The organism is Acidithiobacillus ferrooxidans ATCC 23270 (genome assembly GCF_000021485.1).
GTDB classification, from domain to species: domain Bacteria; phylum Pseudomonadota; class Gammaproteobacteria; order Acidithiobacillales; family Acidithiobacillaceae; genus Acidithiobacillus; species Acidithiobacillus ferrooxidans.
This window is the reverse complement of sequence record NC_011761.1, coordinates 1,357,717-1,372,396: the sequence shown is the minus strand read 5'-3', so window position 1 is coordinate 1,372,396 and position 14,680 is coordinate 1,357,717. Positions and strand designations below refer to the sequence as shown.

The following is a 14,680-nucleotide window of genomic DNA, read 5'->3' as shown; positions in this document are numbered from 1 at the left end:
AGTTCGGATTTCTGCCAGATCCTGCATAGCCGCTTTCAGATCCCGTAAAATGGTCCTCACAGGCCAGGAGCTTCTGTGCCCGTAAACCCCGTCTCTTTCACATGAACAATCCGTCCAAGCCGACGCCGTTTCGTGGCGCGGCTTAACAGAATGCTCCGACTCATCGGGGGAATCGGAGCGGCAGAGTTCATGGTGGCGGAGGTGGTCCACCCGGAGGCCCTGGAGGGGGTCCGCCAAAAAATTCAGGAGGCCCTCCTGGTGGTGGCGGAGGTGGCGGTGCACCCGGCGGTGGCGGTGCTCTTACTGCTGTAAAGAACGCTCCCGGTGGTGGCGGAGGTGATGAAGCCAAACTTGGTCAGTGCTTTGATCCAGCGAGGAGCGTTGCCAACGCGTTGATATTGCGCAGGATGCCTGCACGTTACCCCCTTCTTTATCTTGCGTTCCGTTCCACTCCCCTCCCCTCCCCTCTCTAGTGAATACTCCACCGGCTAAAAGACGGCGGCCTCAGGTTACGGCGGTCGCTACACAACATAAAAATCATCATCCGACTATGCGCACCGAGCTCATGACAAACCAGTGCCAAGCATCTAAAATAACATCATGTGATGCCATGATGAGGTCCATCTTATGCGAACGACAATCAACCTGGATGATGAGCTCCTGGCCCAAGCCAAAACGCTCTGTGGCGTAGAAGACCGTGGTGCCCTCTTAAAAGAGGCCCTGCGTGCTTTGATTGAACGGGAAAGTGCCCGTCGCCTCGCTCGCCTGGGTGGAACAGAACCGCAGTTACAGAACACTCCTCGCAGACGAGAGCCTGCCGCTTGATTCTGGTCGATACCTCCGTCTGGATCGACCATTTTCGCTCTGGAGATGCACACCTCTCTACTCTGCTTGATCATGCCATGGTGCAAACGCACGATTTCATCATCGGAGAAATCGCTTGCGGGAATCTCAAAAATCGGCAGCAGACCTTATATCTGCTCTCAGGCTTACCCCGATGCACCGCCACCTCTCCAGAAGAAACCCTGTTTTTTATTGGGCGTCACGGCCTGATGGGACGCGGTATAGGCTATATTGACGCGAGTATCCTAGCCTCCGCCATGCTCGTGCAGGCCAATTTATGGTCCCGCGACAAACGTCTCATGGCTCTGGCTACCGAACTTGGCTGCGCGTACTCGCCGACGTCATCCGAATAGAAGGCAGTTCAGTCCCACGCCGCGCTCCTTCCCGCCGTGCCTCCAATGCCTTATATTCAAGCCACATCTATAACAACTACCGACCGCAAGAGAGACGCATGTTCGAGCAGGCCTTCAAGAATATCGATGACATCCTCCACAAAGATGCAGGCTCCTCCAGCGAACTCGATTACACCGAACAGACCTCCTGGCTGCTGTTTTTAAAATACCTCGATGCCCTGGAGCAGGACCGCGCCATGGAGGCTGAGCTGGAAGGCCGTCCCTACACCTTCATCCTGGAGGATGCCTTCCGCTGGGAGCATTGGGCGGCGCCCAAAACGGCAGATGGCAGGATGGACCACCACAAGGCCATGTCCGGGGACGACCTCCGGGACTTTGTGAATATCCGGTTGTTTCCGTATCTGTCAGGCTTCAAGCGCCGTGCTACTGGTTCCAACACCATCGAGTACAAGATCGGTGAGATCTTCAGCGAGATCAAAAATAAGATTCAAAGTGGCTACAACCTGCGGGAGATCGTGGAGATCATTGATGGTCTGCGCTTCCGGTCCCAGACAGAGAAGCACGAGCTCTCCCACCTGTATGAAGCCAAGATCAAGAACATGGGGAATGCCGGTCGTAACGGCGGCGAATATTACACACCCCGCCCTCTGATTCGGGCGATTGTGCAGGTGGTGGCGCCCAAGGTCGGCGAGAAGATTTACGACGGCGCCGTGGGCTCTGCGGGCTTTCTCTGCGAAGCCTTCGACTATCTCAAGGCCCAGCCGGGACTGACCACCGGCGACATGCAGACGCTGCAGGAGCGTACCTTCTACGGCAAAGAGAAAAAGAGTCTGGCCTATGTCATCGCTATCATGAACATGATCCTGCATGGCATCGATGCGCCGAACATCGTCCATACCAACACCCTGGCCGAAAATCTCATGGATATCCAGCCAAAAGACCGGGTAGATGTGGTGCTGGCGAATCCACCCTTTGGCGGCAAGGAACGCAAGGAGGTTCAGCAGAACTTCCCCATCAAGACCGGCGAGACGGCCTTTTTATTCCTGCAGCACTTTATCCGCATGCTGAAGGCTGGCGGCCGGGCCGGTGTAGTCATTAAAAACACCTTCCTGAGCAATACGGACAATGCCTCGGTCAGTTTGCGCAAACTGCTACTGGAAGATTGCAACCTGCATACGGTACTGGATCTGCCGGGTGGGACTTTTCAGGGGGCGGGAGTAAAAACCGTGGTGCTGTTCTTTGACAAGGGCGCGCCGACCCGCAAGGTCTGGTACTACCAGCTCAACCCCGGACGGAACATGGGGAAGACGAACCCCCTCAATGACAACGATCTGGCGGAGTTTGTCGCACTTCAGAAGACCAAGGCCGACTCGCCGCAATCATGGACGGTGGACGTGTCCGGCATCGACACCCGCACCTATGACCTGTCGGCCAAAAATCCCAATGGCGGTGATGAAAAGGTGCTGCGTAGCCCGGAAGAGATTCTGGATGAGATTGCCGCACTGGATGCGGAGAGTGCTGAGGTGCTGGCGGCTATTCGGGGGCTGCTGTGAGGGATGGGTGGCACGTCGAGCCACTGAGCAAAGTATGTCAGCTTATAAATCGCGGCATATCTCCGGTATATCTTGATGACGGCGGAACGGCTGTATTAAATCAGAAGTGTATTCGCGATCACTCAATTAACTATGACCTTGGACGACGCCACTGTGTTACCACCAAACGAGTGTCGGCTGACAAACTGGTCCGTGTGGGGGATGTGCTCGTTAACTCTACAGGTACCGGAACATTAGGGCGTGTTGCGCAAGTCCGTGATGAGCCTCATGAACCGACGACCGTAGACTCTCATGTTACTATTGTTCGGCCCAAAGATGGGCTCTTCTTCCCTGAATTTTTTGGTTACGCGCTAATCGCTATAGAAAATCAGATTCAGGAGGGCGGTGAAGGTTGTGGAGGCCAGACCGAGTTAGCACGTTCCAAGCTAGCAAACGATTACCACGTCAGCTTCCCTACTTCCATTCCTGAACAGCGCCGCATAGTCGCCATCCTCGACGAAGCCTTTGAAGGCATAGCAACCGCAAAAGCGAACGCCGAGAAGAATCTTCAGAATGCCCGTGAGGTCTTTGAGAGCCATCTGAATGCGGTGTTTTCGCAGCGAGGTGAGGGATGGGTGGAGAAGCGGTTGGATGAAGTCGGTAAGACTCAAACCGGTTCTACACCAAAGGCATCTGAGCCCGAAAACCTGGGTAAACATATTCCCTTCGTGAAACCAGGTGACTTTAAGCCTGATGGCTCCATTACCTACGATAACGAAGGGTTAAGCCAGAATGGAGCGGCAAAAGCACGATTGGTTATGGCACCATCAGCAATCATGGTATGTATTGGAGCAACCATTGGCAAATCCGCGTATGCAAACAGGATAATTGCAACTAATCAACAGATTAACTCATTAACTCCAGCGACTGGAATATCTGCCAAAATGGTCTACTACCAGATGATCACTGTAGACTTCCAGCGTCGCGTTCATGAGAATGCTGGACAAGCGACCCTTCCCATTATCAACAAGTCGAAGTGGAGTTCCCTTTCCATATTCATTCCCCCGACCGTTGATGAGCAGAACCATATTGTTGCTCGTCTCGATAATTTACATGAAGAAACCCAACGCCTCGAATCCCTTTACCAGAAAAAACTCATCGCCCTCGACGAACTAAAACAATCCCTCCTACACCAAGCCTTTAACGGCGACCTATAGGATTCTGCCATGAATGAAGCCGACACCCGCGCCCAACTGGTAGATCCCGCCCTCAAGGCCGCTGGCTGGGGTGTGGTGGAAGGCAGCCGGGTATTGCGGGAGTATCGGATTACTCAGGGGCGACTGCAGGGCGCCGGACAACGCGGCAAGCCGGAAATTGCTGACTACGTGCTGGAGTACCGCAACGAGAAGCTCGCCATCGTCGAAGCCAAGCGCCGCGATCTGCCCCATACCGAAGGAGTGACGCAGGCCAAGCAATACGCCCTGAAGATGGCCATACGCTTCACCTATGCCACCAACGGAATATCCATCTATGGCATCGACATGGAAATGGGTTCGGAAGGTGAACTACCCTGTTATCCTTCCCCCGAAGAACTCTGGAATCAAACCCATGTCGTAGAAAATGCCTGGCGGGATCGTTTTGCCGCCATTCCGTTTGAAAGTGTCGGCGGCTCATTCCAACCCCGTTACTATCAGGAAACCGCCGTACAGCGCGTCCTGGAAGCCATTGCACAGGGACAGGAACGCATCCTCCTGACGCTGGCCACCGGCACGGGCAAAACCTTCATCGCCTTCCAGATCGCCTGGAAGCTTTTTCAGGCCCGCTGGAACCTCTCCCGCGAACCCAGCCGCAGGCCACGTATTCTTTTTCTTGCGGACAGGAATATCCTCGCCAATCAGGCTTTCAATGCCTTCAACGCTTTCCCCGAAGATGCCCTGGTGCGAATTGCCCCTGAGGATATCCGCAAGAAAGGCCGCGTCCCCACCAACGGCAGTATCTTTTTCAGCATTTTCCAGACCTTCATGAGTGGCCCCGGTGACACGCCGTACTTTGGGGACTATCCGCCGGACTTCTTCGACTTCATCGTGGTGGATGAATGTCATCGGGGCGGCGCCAAGGACGAAAGCAGCTGGCGCGGCATCCTCGAATACTTTGCGCCTGCGGTACAGTTGGGCCTCACCGCCACCCCCAAGCGCAACGACAACGTGGACACCTATGCGTACTTTGGCGCGCCGGTCTATATTTACAGCCTCAAGGACGGCATCAATGACGGTTTCCTGACCCCTTTCAAGGTCAAGCAATTCGCCACCACCATCGACGAATACATATACACCCCCGATGATGATCTCCTCGAAGGCGAAATCCAGCGCGGCAAGACCTATCTGGAAAAAGACTTCAATCGCAAAATCGTCATCCCTGAGCGGGAACGCTATCGGGTAAAGCTCTTCATGAGCCAGATCGACCAGCGCGAGAAGACCTTGGTGTTCTGTGCCAATCAGGAGCACGCCGCCATGGTGCGGGACATCATCAACCAGGAGAAGACCAGCACCGATCCCCTTTACTGTGTCCGCGTGACGGCCAATGACGGCAGTATGGGCGATCAGTATCTGAAAGACTTCCAGGACAACGAAAAGAGTATCCCCACCATCCTGACCACCAGCCAAAAACTGAGCACCGGTGTTGATGCCCGGAACATTCGCAATATTGTTCTGCTACGCCAAATCAACAGCATGATCGAATTCAAGCAGATTATCGGTCGGGGCACCCGGCTGTATGAGGGGAAGGACTTTTTCACCGTCTATGACTTCGTGAAGGCGCATCATCATTTTGGTGATCCGGAATGGGATGGCGAGCCGCTGGAAGCGGAATCCACAGGGGGAAGCGGCGAAGTGCGGGAACCCCGTCTACCTCTACCGCCAACCGAGCGGCCCGTCAAAATCCGGGTGAAGCTGCGGGATGGGAAGGAGCGCAGCATCCAGAGCATATCTTCCACCATCTATTTCGGACCTGATGGCAATCCCGTTACGGCAGCGCAGTTTCTGGAAGGGCTCTTTGGCACACTGCCGGAGTTCTTCAAGGATGAGGACGCGCTTCGCCAGATATGGAGCGATCCTGAGACGCGGAAGAGCTTTCTGCAGGGACTGGCCGAGAAGGGCTATAACCGGGAACTGCTCATGGAGATGCAGCAAATCATCGACGCGCGGAATAGCGATCTCTATGACGTGCTGGCCTATGTGGCCTTTGCCTTGCAGCCGGTCCCCAGAACAGAACGGGCTGAACACGCCAAACAGAGTATGGACCAACAGTTCACCGACAAGCAGCGGGCCTTTCTGGACTTTGTACTGGCGCAATACGTGAAAGTGGGTGATGCGGAACTGGATACCGAAAAGCTATCGCCCCTGCTCCGGCTGAAGTACAACAATGCAATATCTGATGCCTTTGCGGAGCTGGGTAGCCCGGCAGAGGTGAGGAAGGTGTTCAGTGGGTTTCAGCGGTATTTGTATCAATAATGGGTCCGATTTTCTTGGTTACAAGTTCGGAGATGCAACACAGGAGACAGACAATATGAAAAGTTAAAAGAATTGCTATTTATTGTTTCTGATAAGCAAAAATTGTTTAATGTGTTAACTATATATTTTATATAAAACTAAAAAACCCAATCTAACGTTAAGTAAAGCAGGAGAAGACATGAAGCCAACAATATCGCTAAACACATACATAATAACAGCAAGAAGTCACAGCGAGCCAACGAAATTATTAAAACTTGACAGCGCCATTGGAAGCAATAAAATAAAAGATACGCTTATTGCTCTTTTTTTGAATTATGGTAGCAAACAGGATGATGATAGCATTACAAGGATAGAAAATCATACTACAAGAAAAAGAAAATCATTTAGTTGCAGCTTGGAATCTATTTCTGGATTTTTCTACCATGGTAACTATGGTTATAAAACCACACTTAAGGATACAAGAGATGTAGATGTAAAGCTTGATATCACAAGAGAGCCTTACCATGCCGAAGAAATACCATTTTATTTCAGCCTAACATTTAGTGAACAATCAAATAATGCAATTGTTTGCTTGCAGAAGTTTTCGCAGCACGGCATAAAGTCTGTCTTAGATGCTATTATTGCAAGACACAACCAAGAGAATAAAGATATAATTTTTACTTTAAGACCTATAGTTTCCGGAATGCTAGCCAAAGCAGCACTTGAAAATGCAATTGTAAACAGAATAGAAATAGTAAAGTACGAGACGCCGGAGGACAAATTTGATTCTTTTACAACTAAACGTTACCAGATTGATCATATTGCTAAAGGACTTGAACTAACTAAAGTTAACATGCCCTCTTTCTTTGCCAAGATGATAACCTTGCTTACCCAGCCGAAGGAAATGGCTCCCAAAGATTTCTTTGACAAAGACTTGCTTGAATTGGTCAGCCATGATGGCGAAGATATAGACAACATAAAGGTTACTCTAAATATAAATGGAAAAGATAGAGTATTTAACTTCTCTAGGTCCAGCCTTTTCAATCTAAGTTATGATATAACAAAATACGTGTCGTACTCTGATACTCGATTTCCCACTTTTGACTCCTTAGAGACAGCCTGCGATACCTATATTGACGAAAACTTCTCCCAAATAATTCAGGGCCAAACCAATGAAATTTGACATTACAGAGGTTGTTATTGACCACCTTTCTACACTTAGAAATTATAGGGATGATAAAATTAGCGTTCTTGATATAACCATTACTTTTATTGCTCCTCTGCTTATATCAATATTGGCAGTCCCCTGCTTTGGGATGACATACCACAGCCAAGAAGGAAACATAATTATTGCTTTATCAGTATTTGCAGCTCTGCTGTTTAATCTCATGATTCTCATATTGGATAAGAACAAAAATGCAACGGACATAGAAAAAGACCAACTAAATGAAATATATTATAACATTTCTTACTGTATATTAGTTGCTCTTTTTGACATTTCCCTTCTCCTCCTGCTTTCCATAATAAACAAATCATCATTTTTAATTTTGCTTTGCGCTATCCGATTATTATCGCTTTTTCTTCTTCTTAATTTCTTCACAACAATGCTATTAATTTTAAAGAGGATGCACAAAGTTATAAAAAATAAAATAAATAAATGAATGGGTTTTATTTTATAATCAGTTGGTTGAAAATTATATTTTCGGAACGCGAAGATAACAATGACAAGTAAAGCGCGCCCATTGACGACCGAATCAACGCGGAGTTTAGTTGCGAAGCCGGTCATCAGGACACCCGCATAACCATCTGCATTACCTTATTAAGCCGACTACGGCTGACGGCCCTTATCTGATGTAGCCCGACTGCCCGTGCCATCGAGGTGATGGCACTTTCTCCCGTTAAACCGGCTGCAATTACCGTCTTCGCCAGCGCAGCCAGTTCCTCCATACAGATTTCATCAACCATCCTGGCCGTATCCCCAACAGCTCGCCGGAATACGATAGGTCCATCCGGGTTTTGCCCCGCCGGCCAGTAGAACGTCCCGACATCTTCCTCAGTTATGTTGAACTGCTTTGCTGCAAGAGCTTCGACCCGCTCCCGTATGCGCGAGCCGGTACGTTGCCAGCCATGGGCCCTGGCGATGCGCCGCGCCAGAACTGCGTCCAGAACCGGGCCTTCGATCTCGACCACGTGGGCGATCATGCTAGCCAGGATCGGGTCGTAGGCGGTATTAAAAAAAGCATCGACGTCGACACCATCGACCACGGACAGGGGATCGGTTTCGGCGAAGTATGTGGCAGACGCGGGCGGCGTTTCGGATACGTTCCTGGCGTAGACATCAGCAGTTTCCAGGGGCTGACCCTTGTCGAATTGTTGCCAGCCCGAGGGGAGGATGGCGGCGTGGTCGCGCCCGTCTTCGCCCTTTAGCGCCGTCACGTCTTTCGCCTTGGCTTTGACGACAGCTTCTTCCGCCGCCAGACGAGCTGCCTCTTTCTCCGCCGCTTCCGCGCGCTTCACCCGGCTTATTTCGAGCAACACACGCAGTTTGGCATCCAGTTTGTCCAAGGTGCCGGCGGCATCGATCCACCAGTCGGTCGACCAGACTCGCAAGATATCCCAGCCTAGACCGCGCAGTACCTGTTCCCGAAGTTTGTCGCGGTCGCGGGCGGTGGCCGAGCGGTGGTACGTGGCGCCGTCGCATTCAATACCGCTCAGGTAGACGCCTTTGGCGTCGGGGTGGACGACGGCCAGGTCGATGCGGAAGGTCGAGGCACCGATCTGGGTGTGCAGTTCCCAACCTTTCCTGGCGAGTGCGGCGGCAACCGCCTCCTCGAACGGGCTTTCGAAATTGCCTCGACTGCCTTCGGTGCTCTCTGCCAGGGCACGCGTGCCACGTTCAGCGAATTCGAGGAATAGCTTCAGGTCGCGCACGCCCATAGCCTGGGTACGTGCCAGGTCCATCTGCTCGGCCTTGAGGCTGGAAAACACACGCAGTTCGTGGCGGGCGCGGGTGATCGCAACGTTCAGGCGCCGTTCTCCGCCGGCCCGGTTCATGGGGCCGAAGTTCATCGATACCGCGCCGTGAAGGTCCGGGCCGTAGGTAATCGAGAAATACATGATGTCGCGCTCGTCGCCTTGGACACTTTCCAGGTTTTTGACGAATACCGGCTCCAGCTCAATATCGGAGAACCAAGGCTCGATAGCGGGGTCTTTGCGCCGCTCTTCGTCCAGCAGGTCTTCGATGAGGCCCTGTTGTTCGGTGTTGAAGGTGACCACGCCGATGGTCAGCTTTGATTCGCGGAATCCGGGCGATTTGAGGCGCCCAACCAGATCGGTGACTAGGGCCATGGCTTCGGGCTTGTTGATTCGAGCCCCGCCTTTTTCATAAACGCCTTTGACGGGGTGGAAGCTCACTGCCCGGTCTTCGGTGACGGGCGATGGGAAGGTGACCAGCGAGCCGCCGTAATAGCGGTGGTTGGAGAAGGCGATCAGGCTTTCGTTGCGGCTGCGGTAGTGCCACGCCAAGTTCATCATGGGCAGGCTGGCGCCCAGGCATTCGTCCAGGATGCTTTCCAGGTCGCCTTCCACGTCTTCGTCGTCCAGATCCGATTCGCTCCGGTCGAAGAAATTGGTCGGCGGCAGTTGCTTGGGGTCGCCCACCATGACCACTTGTTTGCCTCGCGCGATGGCGCCGACCGCATCCCAGACCGGTATCTGGGAGGCCTCGTCAAAGACCACCACGTCGAAGCTGGTGGCGTTGGCGGCCAGGTATTGGGCGATCGACAAAGGACTCATGAGCAGGCAGGGCATCAGCTTGGTCAGCACCGTCGGGATGCTGGTCATCAGCTCGCGCAACGGCATGTGGCGCTTCTTCTTGTTCATCTCGTGACGCAGGATGCCCCACTCAGAGTTTCGCGTGACATCGTCTTGGCTCGGCATTCCAGCACAGAGTCGCGCCCGGATCCAGTCGCGGGTCAGCGCGGTGAATCGCTCGTCCAGCGCCCGGAAATCGTCGATGCGCTTTTCGTGCTCCGCCGAGACAAATGAACGGATCACCGGTTCTTCATCCACCACGGCGTTGAGCCACCAGCGGCTGTAGTCCGTTTCGAACGCACGGCGTACCTGGCCATCGGCCACCGCACCGTTCTCAATGCCGGTAACCAATGGCGCCAGGCCCAGTGCCATGCCCTGGCCGCTGACCTTGCGCCAAGCGCACCAGGCATGCAGCCGGCTATCAGCTTGAAGGATTGCATCGCAGCGCTGAATAAGGTCGTCAAGGGTCTGTTCGCCGAATTCGTTCTTGGCCGCATTCGAGAAACCACCCACAGCAGCCAGACGGTCGATTGCCGGTCGCAGGCTACCCCAGGCATGGAGGTAGGCTTCGCCGACTCTCGCGATAGGACCGTTTGGTTCCAGTAGCGCGTTGCCTGCGCCGATGAGCCGTTCCAGTGCAGTCTTGATGGACTCGATGTCCTCCGGCGTAGTGGCGAGATTCGCGATGACCACCGAGATGGAGGACTGGAACTTCAACGCCTTCTCCACCTCGCCGACGCGGGTCTTCAGTCCATTCCAAAGACCAGCCGTGACGTCTATCAGATCGTCGTAGGCGGCGAGTCGTTGTTCGACCACGGCCCGCTCGCGCAGATGCCGATAGTCCGCCGATAGTGCGGTGCCGCAGCCTCCTGACGCCACGGCATCGAGGTCGCCGGTCAAGGCGCCGGATTCCCGTATGGCTGACGTGGCCTCCTGGAAGCGCAGCGCGGCCGCCAATATTTCGCTTCGCGTCGCCAGCCCCGCCCACAGAGATTCGGTGGCTGAGGGCAGGTATTCCAGCGCCGCCAACTGGCTATCCAAGGCGCACAAAGTCCGCATGCGGGCCAACTCCTGGGCAAGGCGCTCGCCGCAATGGCCATCGGCAATCGGCTCAAAACCCGTGTCTTCCCAGCTTTGTTCGCTTCTAGCGGCGCTCAGCGCGGCCTGAAAGCGCAGGGCGCAATACGCCAGGCCGGGCTTGGTTTTCAGGCCGACCCATAGACCATCGGTATCCAGGTCGAGCGCCATCGCTTCCGAACGCAAGGCGCGAATCTTGACTAAGGTGCGGAGGTCCTTGGCGACATCCGGTTCGCCCTCGCCCATTAACATGGCGTCGAAGACCTTGCGGATCTTGCGTTTCGCTAACCGGGATATCGGCCATATGGATTTCTCGGCCTTGGCCCACTCGCGCAGGAGTTGGGTGACGTTCAATTGCTCTACCTGCTCTCCGTACTGGACGGAAAGTTGTTTCACCTCTTGGTCGATATTTTCCAGCAACCCCAATCCCTTCTTGAGTTCCTGGACTGTCGCAATGGCCCAGGGCAGGCCAAGCTGGGCATGGGTTTCCCGTCGACTCTGCAATAACTGCAATCCATGCTTGCAGGCACCGACCACCGAATCCGGCCACGTTGGCGAGAGCGCCGCACTATGTTCCTGGTGCTCGGCCAGCAACGCGATAGCTTCTTGCAACCTGTCGGCCAGCGTTTTCGTCTCAGGCCGCAAGACGAATCGCCAATCCCGCCCGGCAGCCTGGGGCAAGGTTCGGGCAAGGATGGCCAACGGGCCCCGGACACGCCGGTTTAGAGGTAGCCATGGCAATCCGACTGCCTGGGAGAAGCTTTCATAAGCTTGTGCCACCGCTTGCGCAGCAGAAATCACGCTACGTGCAGCGTCGATCAGCCCGTGCTGCCAACTCGGAGACCAGTCGTCGTGGCCAATGGCTGCGAGCGGGTGGGTGAGCAGAGCATTCCGTCCCACGGCTCGGGCGTTGACTTCCAGGCGGTCTACCACTTCCCTGAGGGCCTCTATGGCAGTGAAGTCGTGGTCTTGGGGCGCGTTCCAGGACAGCCCAAGGTCTGGAACATCCGCGCCATCGACAACCCGGCCGATCGCCTCGTAAATGGTCATACCGTTAGCATGCCGATGGTGCAGTCGTTCGACATAGCCGTTGAGCTGATCGCGCAGGTTTCGCAAACGCAGTGCCTCTGCCTGCCAGACTTTCGGGTCGACTGTCCCCTTTGCCTCCCAGGTCTTCTGGAACTGGACCAGCACATCGAGTTTCCTGGCCTTGTTGGAGTGAAGCTCCAGGCAGAACTCGCCAAGACCAACCTCACGTAGTCGCCGGTGGACGACATCAAGGGCCGCGATCTTCTCCGAAACGAACAATACCCGCTTGTCTTCCGCCAGACATTGGGCGATCAGGTTGGAGATGGTCTGGCTCTTGCCCGTACCGGGTGGCCCGACCAAGACGAAGTCCTTGCCGCGCGCAGCCGCCATGACGGCGGAAAGTTGCGAGGAATCGGCGGGCAAGGGGCAAAAGGTTCGCTCGGGCGGTAATTCGATGTCGAGCTTTCTCGGATTCGGAAAATCGATCCCTGGGGGGTAACACTCGCGCGGCGTATCGATCAGGTGCCGAACGACCGGGTTTTCGCGTAGCTGCTCGGTACGCTCGGTCAGATCCTTCCACATCAGATACTTGGCGAAGGAGAACATCGCCAGCACGACTTCTTCCGTTACCTCCCATCCCTTGATGTCCTTGATTGCGTGGGCAACCGACTTCCAGATGCCCGCCACATCCAGGCCGGCACCGTCCCTGGGCAGTTCGCCGTCGGCCACGCCCAGGTTCAGTTTGAAGTCCTGGCGCAGCATTTCGATCAACGTCGGATTGAAGCGGGGCTCGTCGTCGTGAAGGGTTAAGGTGAAGCCCGAACGCATATTCTTGCGGCTCAAGTTCACAGGGACAAGTATCAGCGGTGCGCGATAACGCTGGCTGGCCTTGTCTTCGCGAGTCCAGGACAGAAAACCGATGGCGAGAAACAGGGTGTTCGCGCCACCCTCCTGCAAAGTGGAGCGGGCCGAGCGAAACAATTCCACGAATCGAGTATCCAGTTCTTCCTGCGGCAGGTCCACGAACACCTCGCGGCGTTGCAGAGCATCGCGAGCATGTTCCCGTCGCACATTCTCCCGCTCACGACCTTCATGGATCGCCTGATTCCGTGGATCGGTGCCATCCATGAGGCTGGGCCTAGCGAGCAGACGCACGGGTTGGCCATCCGATAGCAAATCTTCCAAGGCGCCAGGATCGGGTGCCTCCAGCTTGATCGCCTTCTTGCTGCCACGAAAATTCAGTAGGTTGTTGCGTAGGGACAGGTCCAACAACTTACGTTGCCAGCGTGCTAGGCGATCCTTGGGATTCAGCGTTGCCGGGTCCGGTTCGATAACAGTTTCATCTTCCGGCAGATCGGGCGCCTCATCGAAAACAGGCTCGATAACCGGTGCGGTCTCGATAGGAGCCACTACCGCGTGCGCCTCGGCGCTGGCCAGCGGCTTGATCCGCTGTAGCCGCGTCCGACGTATGTCCACGGCAAGCTCAAAGGCCTCTTCTTCGTCCCCGGCCACATGCTGCGCCCCGAGTTGCACCGCATAGGAGAAAGTCGGCGCTGGTCGGTGTGTTGCAACCGTGGTTTCGAATAGCACCAATTCCTTGAGCTTGATCCGTTTGCGCAAGGCCGTTATGTCATCGACCACGGAGGTCGAAAACTCTTCGTTCTTGAGCCACACGCCTGCAAAGACATGACCCCGTGTAAAGACCAGCAACGGGTTCAAACCGGCCTGCTCGATAGCCGAACAGAAGAACAACGCGAGATCGAGGCAGGTGGCCAAACCTGACTCGGAAATCTGGCCCGGTCCACGCACTTTCTGGCCGATATGCTCAAAGCTGGCAGGTGGCAGCGCATAATCCAGCCCCATTGCCGCCACTGCGCTCCAGATGCCTGAAGTTAGTTCCCAGGCACGCTTCGAACCGCCTTTATAGCCGTCCAGAGCCGGGTTCTTGCCGTTCTTGCGCAGGACATCGGCTGTTTGCTTGAGCACACGTTCGACTGCGGGCTCGTTTGGCTGAACGAAAGCGGCAACCATATCTGGCAGGTGCGATAAACCGCCCCATTGGTTCCGTGGCAGGAGTTCCACGGTCTGTTCAAGCCGGGCCAATTCTTCGCGGGCTTCGCTACGGCGGCGCAAGACGAACGAAACCGTCGCCGTCTCGGCTTCTGTGAGGCGAGACAGCAGAGCGCCATCGAGTTGCACATCCAAATCGGTGATGTGACAACGTTGGCCGGCACTTACGGCATCGATATGCCATTGCTTGGTTTTCAGGAATGTGGGAGCCGATACGATACTGAGGTCGAGTTCTCTCTCGTCCTCAACAGAATCATTGTTAATGCTTAGCTCCCTGAGCATCGGGACAGCATTTTGAAAATCGGCAAGATTGAGCTTCGCACCCAATGCGACGGCTATGGTCAGATGCGGTTTCTTGGACTCTGATTCATCAAGCAGTTCAGTATCATTCATTTCCCTGTCCCTAGCAGAACCAGAATTCGGCCATTTTTAAATATCTGCCATGGCTCATTCTGGAAAAATGCTGACGCCCAAC

The 14,680-nt window shown here is 54.6% G+C and carries 9 protein-coding genes; 8 read left to right on the top strand and 1 reads right to left on the bottom strand.

The features are described 5' to 3' along the window. Positions 1–150: 150 nt before the first annotated feature. From AFE_RS16460 to AFE_RS07350, 8 genes are all read left to right on the top strand, one after another. Positions 151–312 carry a hypothetical protein gene (locus AFE_RS16460; protein ID WP_012536621.1) on the top strand — a complete coding sequence of 54 codons (162 nt, stop codon included), beginning with the start codon at positions 151–153 and terminating at the stop codon, positions 310–312. A gap of 315 nt (positions 313–627) precedes the next feature. Then, positions 628–825 carry a type II toxin-antitoxin system VapB family antitoxin gene (locus AFE_RS15630; RefSeq protein ID WP_012607109.1) on the top strand — a complete coding sequence of 66 codons (198 nt, stop codon included), beginning with the start codon at positions 628–630 and terminating at the stop codon, positions 823–825. Further along, the gene (locus tag AFE_RS07375; protein ID WP_009565773.1) at positions 822–1,196 is read left to right on the top strand and encodes a type II toxin-antitoxin system VapC family toxin; all 375 of its coding nucleotides are present in this window, start codon (positions 822–824) and stop codon (positions 1,194–1,196) included. Before AFE_RS15630 ends, AFE_RS07375 begins: the two co-directional genes overlap by 4 nt. A gap of 98 nt (positions 1,197–1,294) precedes the next feature. After that, complete coding sequence (locus AFE_RS07370; RefSeq protein ID WP_012607108.1) at positions 1,295–2,749, top strand: type I restriction-modification system subunit M; 1,455 nt, start codon at positions 1,295–1,297, stop codon at positions 2,747–2,749. Between the two features lie 194 nt (positions 2,750–2,943). Then, positions 2,944–3,945: a restriction endonuclease subunit S gene (locus tag AFE_RS07365; RefSeq protein WP_236608983.1), complete on the top strand. Its 1,002-nt coding sequence runs from the start codon at positions 2,944–2,946 to the stop codon at positions 3,943–3,945. Positions 3,946–3,954: 9 nt separating this feature from the next. Further along, positions 3,955–6,237 (top strand): EcoAI/FtnUII family type I restriction enzme subunit R, encoded by a 2,283-nt coding sequence (gene hsdR, locus AFE_RS07360; RefSeq protein ID WP_012607106.1) that lies wholly within the window; start codon positions 3,955–3,957, stop codon positions 6,235–6,237. 178 nt (positions 6,238–6,415) lie between these two features. After that, positions 6,416–7,399, top strand: coding sequence for a hypothetical protein (locus AFE_RS16070; protein ID WP_012607105.1), 984 nt, complete (start codon positions 6,416–6,418; stop codon positions 7,397–7,399). Further along, positions 7,389–7,877, top strand: a complete 489-nt coding sequence (locus AFE_RS07350) for a hypothetical protein (RefSeq protein ID WP_041645816.1) — start codon at positions 7,389–7,391, stop codon at positions 7,875–7,877. Before AFE_RS16070 ends, AFE_RS07350 begins: the two co-directional genes overlap by 11 nt. Before the next feature lie 124 nt (positions 7,878–8,001). Here the strand turns inward: AFE_RS07350 and AFE_RS07345 are convergent, their stop codons facing one another. Further along, positions 8,002–14,598, bottom strand: coding sequence for a DUF3320 domain-containing protein (locus tag AFE_RS07345; RefSeq protein ID WP_012607103.1), 6,597 nt, complete (start codon positions 14,596–14,598; stop codon positions 8,002–8,004). Positions 14,599–14,680 lie beyond the last annotated feature (82 nt).